Here is a 13,556-nt window from a genome sequence, read left to right on the forward strand (position 1 = left end):
CGCGGCTCGAGCCGCCCGCGGGCCCGGCTCTACGGGCCCGCGTAACCTCGCCACCAGCGAGGTGTCCCACTGCGTGACCGGATGATCACATCAGCGGGTCACGCTCCGCGTGGGCTAGCTCACCACCTGGGGCTACTCGCCGGTACCACCCAGCAATCCCTAGACTCAACGAGGTTCAAGAAGGGAGCCACAGTGCGCAAGGTGCTCATCGCCAACCGCGGAGAAATCGCCGTCCGGGTCGCCCGGGCCTGCCGGGACTCCGGTATCGCCAGCGTCGCCGTGTACGCCGAGCCGGACCGGGACGCGCTGCACGTCCGCGCGGCCGACGAGGCCTACGCGCTCGGCGGCGACACCCCGGCCACCAGCTACCTGGACATCGCCAAGGTCCTGAAGGCCGCCGCCGACTCCGGCGCGGACGCCGTCCACCCCGGTTACGGCTTCCTGTCCGAGAACGCGGAGTTCGCCCAGGCCGTCCTGGACGCCGGCCTGACCTGGATCGGCCCGCCGCCGCAGGCCATCCGCGACCTCGGTGACAAGGTCACCGCCCGGCACGTGGCCCAGCGGGCCGGCGCGCCCCTGGTCGCCGGCACCGCGGACCCGGTCGGCGGCGCCGACGAGGTCGTCGCCTTCGCCCGGGAGCACGGTCTGCCGGTCGCCATCAAGGCGGCCTTCGGCGGCGGCGGCCGCGGCCTCAAGGTCGCCCGCACGCTGGAGGAGATCCCGGAGCTGTTCGACTCCGCGGTCCGCGAGGCGGTCGCCGCCTTCGGCCGCGGCGAGTGCTTCGTCGAGCAGTACCTGGACAACCCGCGGCACGTCGAGACCCAGTGTCTGGCCGACCAGCACGGCAACGTGGTGATCGTCTCGACCCGTGACTGCTCGCTGCAGCGGCGCCACCAGAAGCTGGTCGAGGAGGCCCCCGCGCCGTTCCTGACCGCCGAGCAGAACGCCGAGCTGTACCGGGCGTCCAAGGCGATCCTGCGCGAGGCCGGCTACGTCGGCGCCGGCACCTGCGAGTTCCTGGTCTCCCAGGACGGGCTGATCTCCTTCCTGGAGGTCAACACCCGCCTGCAGGTCGAGCACCCGGTCTCCGAGGAGGTCACCGGGATCGACCTGGTCCGCGAGATGTTCCGGATCGCGGACGGCGAGGAGCTCGGCTACGACGACCCGGAGGTCCGCGGTCACTCGATCGAGTTCCGGATCAACGGTGAGGACCCGGGCCGCAACTTCCTGCCGGCCCCCGGCACGGTGACGCTGTTCGCGCCGCCGTCCGGCCCGGGCGTGCGGCTGGACGCGGGCGTGGAGAGCGGCTCGGTGATCGGCCCGGCCTGGGACTCGCTGCTGGCCAAGCTGATCGTCACCGGCGCCACCCGCAAGCAGGCGCTGCAGCGCGCGGCCCGCGCGCTGGCGGAGTTCAAGGTGGAGGGCATGGCCACGGCCATCCCGTTCCACCAGGCGGTCGTCACCGACCCGGCGTTCGCGCCCGAGGTGCACGGCAGCGACGAGCCGTTCACGGTCTACACCCGCTGGATCGAGACCGAGTTCGACAACACCATCCCCGCCTTCACCGGCGCGGGCGGGGACGCCGAGGAGGCGGACCAGCGGGAGACCGTGGTGGTCGAGGTCGGCGGCAAGCGGATCGAGGTCTCGCTGCCCTCCTCGCTGGGCGTCTCCAGCGCCCCGGCCGCCGGTGGCGCCGCGGCCAAGACCAAGCGCCGCGCGGGTGCCAAGAAGGCCGGCTCGGCGGTCAGCGGTGACACCCTGGCCTCGCCGATGCAGGGCACCATCGTGAAGGTGGCGGTGACGGAGGGCCAGACCGTCGCCGAGGGCGAGCTGATCGTCGTCCTGGAGGCGATGAAGATGGAGCAGCCGCTCAACGCGCACAAGGCCGGGACCATCGTCGGCCTCAAGGCCGAGGTCGGCGCCAGCGTCAGCAGCGGCGCGGCGCTCTGCGAGATCAAGGACTGACCCCGCGTCGGTGCCACGGACCGGTCCGGATCCCCGCCACGGGGGTCCGGACCGGTCCGTTTCCGGGCGCCGCCACGGGGAGGTCTTCTGACAGTGGGTGACAAGGTCACGACAGCGGCTCATCGGTGTGACGAGTGCGCGGTACTCGTCGGTATTCGGTGATGGGGATTCCGATACCCGGACGTAGCCGCTAGTTTGCCCGAATCGCGTGATTCCGTCCCCACATCCCTCCGGCAGCAGTGGCCGAGGGTCCGGGTTCGCGCGGGAAAGGCAGTACCTCCTCATGAGCGCGGACACCACCCAGCGCACCAGGACCGGCCCCGAGGCCACCGCCGGCAACCCCGGCGGCGAGCTGCACGCCGGGCTCAAGAACCGCCACCTGTCGATGATCGCCATCGGCGGTGTGATCGGCGCCGGACTCTTCGTCGGCTCCGGCGCCGGCATCGCCTCCACCGGGCCGGGCATCCTGCTCTCGTACACCCTGGCCGGCGTGCTGGTCGTGATGGTGATGCGGATGCTCGGCGAGATGGCCGCGGCCGACCCGCAGAGCGGCTCCTTCTCCGCGTACGCGGACCGGGCGCTGGGACGCTGGGCCGGCTTCTCGATCGGGTGGCTCTACTGGTTCTTCTGGGTGGTCGTGCTGGCCGTGGAGGCCACCGCCGGCGCCAAGATCCTCAACGGCTGGATGCCCGCCGTCCCGCAGTGGGCCTTCGCCCTGCTGGTGATGGCCGTGCTGACCGCGACCAACCTGGGCTCGGTCGCCTCCTACGGCGAGTTCGAGTTCTGGTTCGCCGGGATCAAGGTGGTGGCCATCGCGGCCTTCATCGTGATCGGCGTGCTGGCCGTGTTCGGGCTGCTGCCCGGCACCCACGCGGTCGGCACCAGCAACCTGACCGGCCACGGCGGCTTCCTGCCGCACGGCGTCGGCGCCGTCTTCACCGGCATGCTCACCGTGGTCTTCGCCTTCATGGGCAGCGAGATCGTCACCCTCGCCGCCGGCGAGTCCGCCGACCCGGAGAAGGCCGTCAGCAAGGCCACCAACAGCGTGATCTGGCGGATCGGCATCTTCTACCTGGGCTCGATCCTGATCGTGGTCACCCTGCTGCCCTGGGACTCCGCGGACGTCAGGAAGAGCCCGTACGTGGCCGTGCTGGAGCACGTCGGCATCCCCGGTGCGGGCCGGGTGATGGACGTCATCGTGCTGACCGCCGTGCTGTCCTGCCTCAACTCGGGCCTGTACACGGCCTCCCGGATGGCCTTCTCGCTCGGCCGCCGGGGCGACGCGCCCGCCGCCTTCGCCAAGGTCAGCAGCCGCGGCGTGCCGACCGTCGCGATCCTGTCCTCGGTGGTCTTCGGCTTCGTCGCGGTGTTCTTCAACTACACCTCGCCGAAGACCGTGTTCCAGTTCCTGCTGAACTCCTCGGGCGCCATCGCCCTGTTCGTCTGGATGGTGATCTGCTTCTCGCAGCTGCGGATGCGGAAGATCATCGAGCGTGAGTCGCCCGAGCGGCTGACCGTCCGGATGTGGCTGTACCCGTACCTGACCTGGGCCACCATCGGCCTGATCGGCTTCGTGATGGTCTACATGTTCACCGACCCCGACGGCCGCCAGCAGATGTACCTGTCGCTGGCCGCGGCCGCGCTGGTGCTGGCCGCCGCGCCGCTGGTGCAGCGCCGCCGGGCCGCCAGGGAGCTGGCGGCGGAGGCGACGAGCGGCGCCTGACCGCCCGCCGTACCCGCTGGGCGGGTCCTCGGTCCTAGCGGACCCGGGGCCCGCCCAGTTCGGCGAGCCGGCCCGACAGCTGGCCCGGCGGGCCGCTGTGCGCGCCGGGGCGGCGCTGGCCCGGCAACGGCGCGCCACCCGGCGGCGGGGCGACCCGGCGCGGAGCCCCTGGGCCGGACAGCGCCGACTGGTGGCGCTCCCCGCCGCCGTGCCCCACCGGCTCCGGGGGCAGCCCGGTCGGGGCCACCGAGATCCGCACCCCGCAGTCGGCCAGCGCGCTCAGCTCGCAGGCGGTGGTGTCGTCGGCGGTGGACTGCTCGTCCGTCACCAGGTGGGTGATCGCCTCGGTCGGCACGGTCTGGAACATGGTGTCGGCACCGAGCTTGGTGTGGTCCGCGAGCACGATCACCTCGGTGGCCGCCTGGACCAGGGCGCGGTCGACGCTGGCGGAGAGCATGTTGGTGGTGGACAGGCCGCGCTCGGCGGTCAGGCCGCTGCCGGAGATGAAGGCCTTGGAGACCCGCAGACCGTGCAGGGACTGCTCGGCCCCACTGCCCACCAGGGCGTAGTTGGAGCCCCGCAGGGTGCCGCCGGTCATCACCACCTCCACCCGGTTGGCGTGGGCCAGCGCCTGGGCGACCAGCAGCGAGTTGGTGACCACCGTCAGGCCCGGGACCCGGGCCAGCCGACGGGCCAGCTCCTGCGTGGTGGTGCCCGCGCCGACCACCACCGCGTCGCCCTCCTCGACCAGGCCTGCGGCCAGGTCGGCGATGGCGCTCTTCTCGGCGGCGGCGAGATGGGTCTTCTGCGGATAGCCGGGCTCCCGGCTGAAGCCGCCGGGGAGCACCGCGCCGCCGTGCCGGCGGTCGAGCAGCCCTTCGGCCTCCAGCGCCCGGACGTCCCGACGGACGGTGACTTCGGAGGTCTGGACGACACGGGCCAATTCCCGGAGCGAGACCGCTCCGTTGGCGCGCACCATCTCGAGGATCAACTGGCGACGTTCTGCTGCAAACACAGAACCGACGGTAACTGAATGACCGTCTGCTTTCAGGCGTTTGCAGCTGGTAGCGGGAATTGCTCACCTCGGCCCAGCGCGCGACCGTACAATGCGCGCCGCTGCCCGCCGGTGACGCGCTCCACCGTCCGGGTGGGATCGGCCGGGAACGGCGGAGGCGGCCGCCGTCGGCGACCGCCTCAACTGGACTGCACGGGTCAGGAGTCGGAGTCCTCGCGCCTGCGGATGTGCAACTGCCGGGCGGCCTCGGCGGTGGAGCCGGAGAGCGAGGGGTAGACCGTGAACGCGCTGGCCACCTGTTCGACCGTCAAGTTGTTGTCCACCGCGAGCGAGATCGAGTGGATGAGCTCGCTGGCGCGCGGCGAGACCACCACGCCGCCGACCACGATGCCGGTGCCCGGGCGGCAGAACAGCTTGACGAAACCGTCCCGGATGCCCTGCATCTTGGCCCGCGGGTTGCCCCGCAGCGGCAGCTTGACCTCGACGGCGTCCATCTTGCCGCAGGAGACGTCGGCGGCGGTGTAGCCGACCGTGGCGATCTCCGGGTCGGTGAAGACGTTGGAGGAGACCGTCTTCAGGTTGAGCGGCTGCACCGCGTCGCCGAGCGCGTGGTACATCGCGATCCGGCCCTGCATCGCGGCGACCGAGGCGAGCATGAAGACACCGGTGCAGTCACCGGCCGCGTACACGCCCGGGGCGGAGGTCCGGGAGACCCGGTCGACCTTGATCTGGCCCCAGTCGTTGAGCTTGACGCCCGCCTCCTCCAGACCCATGTCGGCGGTGTTGGGGATCGAGCCGACCGCCATCAGACAGTGCGTGCCCTTGATCACCCGGCCGTCGGCCAGGGTGACCTCGACCTGGTCGCCGACGCGCTTGGCGGTCTCCGCGCGGGAGCGGCTCATCACGTTCATGCCGCGGCGGCGGAAGACCTCCTCCAGCACCTCGGCGGCGTCCGGGTCCTCGCCGGGCAGCACCCGGTCGCGGGAGGAGACCAGGGTGACCTTGGAGCCGAGCGCCTGGTACGCGCCGGCGAACTCGGCGCCGGTGACGCCGGAGCCGACCACGATCAGCTCCTGCGGCAGCTCCTCCAGGTCGTAGACCTGGGTCCAGGCGAGGATCCGCTCGCCGTCCGGCCGGGCGTCCGGCAGCTCGCGCGGGCGCACCCCGGTGGCGATCAGCACCGCGTCGGCGCGCAGCGCCTCGGTGCCGCCGTCCTCGCGGTCCACCAGCACCTCGCGGGAGCCGTCCACCGCCTGCCCGCCGGCGCCGAGCCGGCCGCGGCCGCGCAGCACCGTCACACCGGCCCGGGTGACCGCCTGGGTGATGTCGTGCGACTGCGCGATGGCGAGCCGCTTCACCCGTCGGTTCACCTTGCCGAGGTCCACGCCGACCACCCGGGCCGCGCGCTCGAGCGGCGGGGTGTCGTCCGCCACGATGATGCCCAGCTCCTCGTAGGAGCTGTCGAAGGTGGTCATCACCTCGGCCGTGGCGATCAGGGTCTTGGACGGGACGCAGTCCGTCAGCACCGCCGATCCGCCCAGACCGTCGCGGTCGACGACGGTCACCTCCGCGCCGAGCTGGGCTGCCACCAGGGCCGCCTCGTATCCGCCGGGTCCGCCACCGATGATCACGATCCGAGTCACGTGCTCCATTGTCCCGCATGCCGCATCCGCCGCCACGCCGGGGGCGTTGATTCCACGCGCACCGCCGCGGATGTGACGGTGAACACCTCCCGGCCTCGGCCGCCGGGTGATCTCCCGTAGGCTGACGACCATGTCGCTCTACGCCGCGTACGCCACGAACCTCGACGCCCGGCAGATGAGCCGGCGCGCGCCGCACTCCCCGCTGCGCGGCACCGGCTGGCTGACCGGATGGCGGCTGACCTTCGGCGGCGAACACCTCGGCTGGGAGGGCTCGCTGGCCACCGTGGTGGAGGACGAGAAGGACCAGGTCTTCGTCTCCCTCTACGACGTCGCGCCGATGGACAGCGACGGACTGGACCGCTGGGAGGGCGTCCAGCTGGGCATCTACCGCAAGATCCGGCTCCGGGCGCAGACCCTGGACGGCGAGGTGCCGGTGTGGACCTACGTGCTGAACGACTACGAGGGCGGGCTGCCCGCGGCCCGCTACCTCGGCCTGATCGCGGACGCGGCGGAGAGCGCCGGCGCACCGGACGACTACGTGTCGGACCTGCGGCGCCGGCCCTGCTGACACCGCTCGGACGCGGCGGCGGCGCACGGCGGGGGCGTCCGGGCGGGTCCGCTCGGAGGTTGCTCCAGGCCGGTGGCCGGGATTCCGGTCCCCACCTGTTGTTTTAGGTCATCCGGGTAACGATCCGGCATGCCTTGGCGCGTTGGTCTACGCGCGTAGGCGAATCGCGTCTATCCTCGGTTGTGTGAACGTATCTCCTCAGTCGGTCGTCTCCGCCGACCCCTACGCCGCCGCCCAGGACGCCGCCGTGCGCCTGCGCGAGCTGACCGGTGCCGAGCGCCACGACGTCGCCCTGGTGATGGGCTCCGGCTGGGTGCCGGCCGCCGACGCACTGGGCGAGACCGTGGCCGAGTTCGCGGTCACCGAGCTCCCCGGTTTCCCCGCCCCCGCGGTGGCCGGCCACGCCGGCAAGATCCGCTCGGTCCGGATCCCGGGCTCGGACGGCTCCGGCGACAAGCGGGCCCTGATCTTCCTCGGCCGCAACCACTACTACGAGGGCCACGGCGTGGCCACCGTGGTGCACGGTGTGCGCACCGCCGCCGCCGCCGGCTGCAAGACCATCGTGCTGACCAACGGCTGCGGCGGCCTGCGCCAGGGCTGGGTCCCCGGCCAGCCGGTGCTGATCAGCGACCACATCAACCTCACCGCGGACTCGCCGATCGTCGGCGCCAACTTCGTGGACCTCACGGACCTCTACTCCAAGCGGCTGCGCGAGCTGTGCCGCGAGGTGGACCCGAGCCTGGACGAGGCCGTGTACGTGCAGTTCCGCGGCCCGCACTACGAGACCCCGGCCGAGGTGAACATGGCCCGGGTGATCGGCGGCGAGCTGGTCGGCATGTCGACCACCCTGGAGGCCATCGCCGCCCGCGAGGCCGGCGCCGAGGTGCTGGGCATCTCGCTGGTGACCAACCTGGCCGCCGGCATGACGGGCGAGCCGCTCAACCACGAAGAGGTGCTGGAGGCCGGCAAGGCCTCGGCCGAGCGGATGGGCGCGCTGCTGGGGAAGGTCCTTGAGCGGATCTGAGCGTCCGCTGACGCAGAATCAGTAGGCAGGGGCCGTCGGGCAGATGTCGGATGACAGATTTTGATATCTGTCATCCGACATCGCTCCGACGGCCCCCCATTCACATCAACCCCAGAGGAGCTGGCAGCCCAATGCCTCAGGCCCACACCACCGATCTCCTCGCCCGAGCCCGGGCCTGGCTCGCCGAGGACCCGGACCCGCAGACCCGCGCCGAGCTGTCCGCGCTGCTCGCCGCCGCCGAGGGCCCCGACGCCGAGTCCGGCGAGCGCCTCGCCTGGTCGCAGCTGAGCGAGCGCTTCGCGGACCGCCTGCAGTTCGGCACGGCCGGCCTGCGCGGCGAACTCGGCGCCGGCCCGATGCGGATGAACCGCGCCGTCGTGATCCGGGCCGCCGCCGGCCTGGCCGCGTACGTGCGCAAGGAGAACCTCGGCGACCTGGTGGTGATCGGCTACGACGCGCGCCACAAGTCGTACGACTTCGCCGTCGACACCGCCGCCGTGGTGGTGGGCGCCGGCCTGCGCGCCGCCCTGCTGCCCCGCGCGCTGCCCACGCCCGTCCTCGCCTTCGCCATCAAGCACCTGGGCGCCGCCGCCGGTGTCACCGTCACCGCCAGCCACAACCCGCCGCAGGACAACGGCTACAAGGTCTACCTGGGCGACGGCTCGCAGATCGTCCCGCCCGCCGACCACGGCATCGCCGCCGAGATCGACGCGATCGGCTCGCTCGACGAGGTCCCGCGCGCCGAGTCCGGCTGGGAGGTGCTCGGCGAGGACGTCATCGACGCGTACCTGGCCCGCGCCGTCTCCACCGTCGACCCGAGCAGCCCGCGCGACCTGGACGTGGTGTACACCCCGATGCACGGCGTCGGCCGGGACGTCCTGCTGGCCGCGTTCGAGCGGGCCGGCTTCCCGGCCCCGACCGTGGTCGCCGAACAGGCCGAGCCGGACCCGGACTTCCCGACCGTGGCCTTCCCCAACCCGGAGGAGCCGGGCGCGATGGACCTCGCGTTCCGCACCGCCGCCGCGGCCCGCCCCGACATCGTGATCGCCAATGACCCCGACGCCGACCGCTGCGCGGTGGCCGTCCCCGAGACCGGCAACGGCGGCTGGCGGATGCTGCGCGGCGACGACGTCGGCGTCCTGCTCGGCTCCGCCCTGGTCGCCAAACGCGCGGCCGGCACCTTCGCCACCACGATCGTCTCCTCCACCCTGCTCGGCCGGATCGCCGAGGCCGCCGGGCTCGGCTACGCCGAGACCCTGACCGGCTTCAAGTGGATCTCCCGCGCCGAGGGCCTGCGCTACGGCTACGAGGAGGCGCTCGGCTACTGCGTCGACCCCGAGGGCGTCGCCGACAAGGACGGCATCACCGCCGCCCTGCTGGTCGCCGAACTCGCCGCCACCCTCAAGCGCAGCGGCCGTACCCTGACCGACCTGCTGGACGACCTGGCGCTGGAACACGGCCTGCACGCCACCGACCAGCTGTCGGCCCGGGTCGAGGACCTGTCGCTGATCGCCGACGCCATGCAGCGCCTGCGCGACAAGCCGCCGACCGTGCTGGCCGGCCTGCTGGTCACCCGGGCCGACGACCTGACCGCCGGGTCCGCCGACCTGCCCCCCACCGACGGCCTGCGCTACTACCTGACGGGCGACGAGGTCCGTTCGGCCCGGATCGTGGTCCGGCCCTCCGGCACCGAGCCCAAGCTGAAGTGCTACCTGGAGGTCGTCCTCCCGGTCGCCGACGCCGCCGCGCTCGCCGGAACCCGCGAACGCGCCGCCGCGCTGCTCGACGCGGTCAAGCGCGACCTCGCGGCCGCCGCGGGCATCTGAGCGTCGCGGCCACCGACGCGCGGTCCGGTCGACGAGTCGGCTGAGGCAACCGAGACGACCCCGGACGGGCGTCTCCCGGCACCTGCCGGGGGCGCCCGTCCGGCATGTCCGCCCGGTCTTCGCTCCGGCACCCACCGCCTCGCCGCTCACCGCCCGCCGCCACCCGCCACCCGCCAGCCGCATTCGCCCGCCGGTCGCCGGTCGGCCAACGCTGCCGGTCCGCGCACCCTGCCGACTCGCCCGCCCGCTCACCCGGGCGCCCACCTGCCACCCGCGGTCCAGCGGGCAGGGGTACTCCGTCGAGGCGGCGGCCCTGAGAGAGCGGTGAGCCGGTGAGCCGGTGGGTCTCGCCGCGCCGATCCACCGACGAGCCGGTGAGCCGCCGCACCGATGCCCCGGAGAGCAGTCGGCCCCCTCCGGGTGCCCGGCCCGGGAGGGCCGCGGCGGCCCGGAGGGGGCCCGACAGCGGTGAGGGTGAGGGGGTCAGCCGGCGACGATCAGCACGATCATGGCCGCCAGGCCCGCCAGGGTCGGCGCGATGATCCACCAGCACCAGCGGACGGAGACCGAGCCGGCCGCGTCCGGGCGGGCCGCGTTGCGCTCGGCCAGCTCCTGCAGGGAGTCGACCACCTGGTCGGACCAGGCGCGGGTCGGATCCGCGTCGCCCGCCCTGGCCGCGCGGCCGGCCGACGGGTTGGACGGCCGTCCGCTCTCGGGGCGCGGCCGGCCGCCGGAGATGACCGGGTCGCCCGCGGCGGCGGCGCGGGCCGCCTGCCGGTTGGCCCGCTTGCGCTGGCGCAGCGACACCGGGACCGCCCAGACCTGGTACTTCTTGCCGCCCGCGAAGAGCTCGACCGAGTACCCGGCCCGCAGTCCCTCGACGGCGGCCCACGGCGCCTCGACCGTGCGCAGCGGGTTGCGGACGAGCAGCCGGCGCTCGTTCGCGTAGACCACCGGCCGCAGGGTGTACGCGAAGACCGGGAGGGCGAACACCGGGGCGGCGGCCAGCGCGATCCACGGCGTCTTCCCGGTGCCGCTGATCACCGCGTCGACGATCAGCCAGCCGGCCACGGCGAGCAGCATGACGCCGGAGATGATGCCGGGCACGGAGCGGTAGCTCCGGTCGGCGAACTGCGGCTCGGGGGCGGCGGAGCCCGGGTGGGGCTTGCCGGCGGATTCGGTCATGGTGACGATTCTGCCGCATGGGTGCCACCGTTCCCTAGGGTCACAGCGGCCCGGATCTGCAACGTTCCTGCACCGGGACCCCGGCTGCCCGACGTCCGGGACCCCGGCTCCGGCCGCGCCGCGCGTACGGCTGCGGCGGGCCTCACTCCGTCCGGCGCCGCAGTGTGGCCGCGCCGAGGCCGAGGGCCAGCAGGGTCGCGCCGACGAGCACGGCCAGGTCGGCCAGCACGGCGCCGCCGACCCCGGGGGTGCCGGTGAGGCGGTTCATCGCGTCGACGGCGTAGGACAGCGGCAGGACGTCGGAGGCCCAGCGCAGCGCGGTGGCCATCGAGTCGCGCGGGACGAACAGTCCGCAGAGCAGCAGTTGCGGCAGCAGGACGGCGGGCAGGAACTGCACCGCCTGGAACTCGGTGGCGGCGAAGGCCGAGACCAGCAGCCCGAGCGCCATCCCGAGCAGGCCGTCGCCGACCGCGACCGCGAAGATCAGCCAGGTGGGTCCGGCGACGTGCACCCCGAGCGGGCCGATGGCGAGCGCGGACGCCAGCGCGGCCTGGACCAGCGCGACGGCGCCGAACGCCAGCCCGTAGCCGAGCAGCAGGTCGAGCCTGCCCAGCGGCATGGTGAGCAGGCGTTCCAGGGTGCCGGAGGTGCGTTCGCGGAGCATGGCGACCGAGGTGACCAGGAACATCACCAGCAGCGGGAAGATCCCGAGCAGGGCCGGTCCGATCCGGTCGAAGGCGCCGGGCTGCCCGTCGAACATGTACTTCAGCAGGGTCAGCAGCACGCAGGGGACGACCAGCAGCATCGCGATGGTGCGGGGGTCGTGGCGCAGCTGGCCGAGGACCCGGCCGGCGGTGGCGAGGGTGCGCCGGAGGTTCATCGGGGGCTCCCCACGGGTTCGGCCTGGACGAGGTGCAGGAAGGCGGCGTCGATGTCGGCGGTGCCGGTGGCCCGGAGCAGTTCGGCCGGGGTGTCGTGGGCGAGCAGGCGGCCGTCGCGCATCAGCAGCAGGCGGTCGCACCGGGTGGCCTCGTCCATGACGTGGCTGGAGACCAGCAGCGTGGCGCCCTGGTCCGCGAGGGACCGGAACAGCTGCCAGAGGTCCTGGCGCAGCACCGGGTCGAGGCCGACCGTGGGTTCGTCGAGGATCAGCAGCTCGGGTGCGCCGAGCAGGGCCGCGGCGAGCGAGACCCGGGCCCGCTGGCCGCCGGAGAGCCGGGCGGTGAGGTCCTGCTCGTGGCCGGCGAGGCCGACCTGGGCGATCACCCTGGCCGGGTCGCCCGCGGGGGCGCCGAGGACGGCGGCGAAGTAGCGGAGGTTCTCGGCGACGGTGAGGTCTCCGTAGACCGAGGGCGCCTGGGTGACGTACCCGACCCGGTGGCGCAGGCCCGCGCTCCCCGCCGGGGCGCCGAGCACCCGTACCTCGCCGCCGCTGGTGCGCTGCACGCCGACGACGGAGCGCAGCAGGGTGCTCTTCCCGCAGCCGCTCGGGCCGAGCAGGCCGGTGATCGAGCCGTGCGGAACGTCGACGTCGAGGCCGTGCAGCACGGTACGGCCGCCGCGTCGGACGGTGAGCCCGGTGACCCGGATCGCGGGCTCGTCGCCCGCCCTGGAATTCATCATGCGATGAGTTTTGCGTGGCAGCGGGCGGCCCGTCAAGGGGACGCGCACCCTCAGCCCTCGGCGAGGTACCCCTGCACCGTGCGGGCCAGCAGCGGGGCCAGGCCGGCCGGGTCGGCGGAGGCCAGCGGCTCCACCCCGATCACGTACCGGGCCATGGCCAGCCCGACGATCTGCGACATCATCAGCTCGAACCTCAACTCCGCCTGCGGAATGTCCAGTTCCACCGCGGCCGGGGCGACCAGTTCGGTGGTCATGAAGCCGCGCATCAGCTGGGCGACCTGCTCGTTGGTGGCGGCGGTACGCAGCAGAGCGAGCATGCGGTCGCGGGTCTCCGGCTGTTCCCACAGCTGCAGCACGAACGCCGCCACCCGCTCGCCGATGGTGGCCCGATCGCCGGCCAGCACCTGCCCGACCACCACCCGGGGGTCGATCGGCACCTCCAGCGCGGCCAGGAACAACCGGTCCTTGGTGCCGAAGTAGTGGTGCAGCAGCGCCGCGTCCACCCCGGCGGACCGGGCGATGGCGCGCATGCTCGCCTTCTCGTACCCACGCGCGGCGAACTCGGCGCGGGCCGCTTCCAGCACGGTACGCCGGGTGTCGGCGCCGCCGGGGCGGCGGCCGGTCCGCTTACGAGGGGTCTCGGGCTGCTGCTGCTCTGCGGAGGTCACCCGGTCATTGTCGCCGGGGCCCGCGGCACGGCCCACCGAGCCCGGCCGGCGCCGGGAGCACGACGGCCGGACGGAACCGCGGCCGGACGGAACCGCGGCCCGGCCGAACTGCGGAGAGGGCAGGATTCGAACCTGCGAAGGCGGGCGAAACCACCCGACCGGCGCCGAAGCACCGGCCCCCGATCAACCACTCCGGGCACCTCTCCCGAACACACCACTGCGCGGAGAGGGCAGGATTCGAACCTGCGAAGGCGGGCGAAACCACCCGACCGGCGCCGAAGCACCGGCCCCCGATCAACCACTCCGGGCACCTCTC

General features: G+C 73.2%; 11 protein-coding genes and 2 tRNA genes. 5 read left to right on the forward strand and 8 right to left on the reverse strand.

All coding sequences use genetic code 11. The annotated features are described in order from the left end of the window. Nucleotides 1-192: 192 nt before the first annotated feature. Together AB0D08_RS04225 and AB0D08_RS04230 are read left to right on the forward strand one after the other, a co-directional pair. Nucleotides 193-1,965, forward strand: a complete 1,773-nt coding sequence (locus AB0D08_RS04225; protein ID WP_033821056.1) for a biotin carboxylase N-terminal domain-containing protein — start codon at nt 193-195, stop codon at nt 1,963-1,965. Between the two features lie 283 nt (nt 1,966-2,248). Further along, nucleotides 2,249-3,688: an amino acid permease gene (locus AB0D08_RS04230; protein WP_359886159.1), complete on the forward strand. Its 1,440-nt coding sequence runs from the start codon at nt 2,249-2,251 to the stop codon at nt 3,686-3,688. A gap of 34 nt (nt 3,689-3,722) precedes the next feature. Here AB0D08_RS04230 and AB0D08_RS04235 read toward each other — a convergent pair whose 3' ends face one another. Next, nucleotides 3,723-4,703: a DeoR/GlpR family DNA-binding transcription regulator gene (locus AB0D08_RS04235; protein WP_359886160.1), complete on the reverse strand. Its 981-nt coding sequence runs from the start codon at nt 4,701-4,703 to the stop codon at nt 3,723-3,725. Nucleotides 4,704-4,900: 197 nt separating this feature from the next. After that, entirely contained in the window at nt 4,901-6,355 is a 1,455-nt protein-coding gene (locus tag AB0D08_RS04240; protein ID WP_033822357.1) for an NAD(P)H-quinone dehydrogenase, read from the reverse strand. Between the two features lie 121 nt (nt 6,356-6,476). Here AB0D08_RS04240 and AB0D08_RS04245 point away from each other — a divergent pair, with 121 nt between their 5' ends. The 3 genes from AB0D08_RS04245 (at nt 6,477) to AB0D08_RS04255 (ending at nt 9,764) form a co-directional block, all read left to right on the forward strand. After that, on the forward strand, nt 6,477-6,914 hold the full coding sequence (locus AB0D08_RS04245) for a gamma-glutamylcyclotransferase (RefSeq protein ID WP_033822358.1): 438 nt from the start codon (nt 6,477-6,479) through the stop codon (nt 6,912-6,914). 184 nt (nt 6,915-7,098) lie between these two features. Continuing rightward, entirely contained in the window at nt 7,099-7,938 is an 840-nt protein-coding gene (locus AB0D08_RS04250; protein ID WP_359886161.1) for a purine-nucleoside phosphorylase, read from the forward strand. A gap of 131 nt (nt 7,939-8,069) precedes the next feature. Then, nucleotides 8,070-9,764, forward strand: a complete 1,695-nt coding sequence (locus tag AB0D08_RS04255; RefSeq protein ID WP_033822360.1) for a phospho-sugar mutase — start codon at nt 8,070-8,072, stop codon at nt 9,762-9,764. 483 nt (nt 9,765-10,247) lie between these two features. Here the strand turns inward: AB0D08_RS04255 and AB0D08_RS04260 are convergent, their stop codons facing one another. From AB0D08_RS04260 to AB0D08_RS04285, 6 genes are all read right to left on the reverse strand, one after another. After that, entirely contained in the window at nt 10,248-10,949 is a 702-nt protein-coding gene (locus AB0D08_RS04260) for a PH domain-containing protein (RefSeq protein WP_359886162.1), read from the reverse strand. A gap of 142 nt (nt 10,950-11,091) precedes the next feature. Further along, complete coding sequence (locus tag AB0D08_RS04265) at nt 11,092-11,829, reverse strand: ABC transporter permease (protein ID WP_359886163.1); 738 nt, start codon at nt 11,827-11,829, stop codon at nt 11,092-11,094. After that, nucleotides 11,826-12,572: an ABC transporter ATP-binding protein gene (locus AB0D08_RS04270; RefSeq protein WP_359886164.1), complete on the reverse strand. Its 747-nt coding sequence runs from the start codon at nt 12,570-12,572 to the stop codon at nt 11,826-11,828. The genes AB0D08_RS04265 and AB0D08_RS04270 overlap by 4 nt, the downstream gene beginning before the upstream one ends. A gap of 50 nt (nt 12,573-12,622) precedes the next feature. Further along, on the reverse strand, nt 12,623-13,240 hold the full coding sequence (locus AB0D08_RS04275; protein WP_233289169.1) for a TetR family transcriptional regulator: 618 nt from the start codon (nt 13,238-13,240) through the stop codon (nt 12,623-12,625). Nucleotides 13,241-13,351: 111 nt separating this feature from the next. After that, nucleotides 13,352-13,446, reverse strand: a tRNA-OTHER gene (locus tag AB0D08_RS04280). A 16-nt stretch (nt 13,447-13,462) separates the two neighbouring features. Then, nucleotides 13,463-13,556: transfer RNA gene (locus tag AB0D08_RS04285), tRNA-OTHER, on the reverse strand.

The sequence above is a fragment of the Kitasatospora sp. NPDC048540 genome (genome assembly GCF_040651175.1).
Taxonomy (GTDB): Bacteria; Actinomycetota; Actinomycetes; order Streptomycetales; family Streptomycetaceae; genus Kitasatospora.

Excerpts from the sequence above, each read along its gene's own strand:
- AB0D08_RS04230 (WP_359886159.1), top strand. The coding sequence starts at position 2,249 with ATGAGCGCGGACACCACCCAGCGCACCAGGACCGGCCCCGAGGCCACC.
- AB0D08_RS04240 (WP_033822357.1), bottom strand. The coding sequence starts at position 6,355 with ATGGAGCACGTGACTCGGATCGTGATCATCGGTGGCGGACCCGGCGGA.
- AB0D08_RS04245 (WP_033822358.1), top strand. The coding sequence starts at position 6,477 with ATGTCGCTCTACGCCGCGTACGCCACGAACCTCGACGCCCGGCAGATG.
- AB0D08_RS04255 (WP_033822360.1), top strand. The coding sequence starts at position 8,070 with ATGCCTCAGGCCCACACCACCGATCTCCTCGCCCGAGCCCGGGCCTGG.
- AB0D08_RS04260 (WP_359886162.1), bottom strand. The coding sequence starts at position 10,949 with ATGACCGAATCCGCCGGCAAGCCCCACCCGGGCTCCGCCGCCCCCGAG.
- AB0D08_RS04265 (WP_359886163.1), bottom strand. The coding sequence starts at position 11,829 with ATGAACCTCCGGCGCACCCTCGCCACCGCCGGCCGGGTCCTCGGCCAG.
- AB0D08_RS04270 (WP_359886164.1), bottom strand. The coding sequence starts at position 12,572 with ATGATGAATTCCAGGGCGGGCGACGAGCCCGCGATCCGGGTCACCGGG.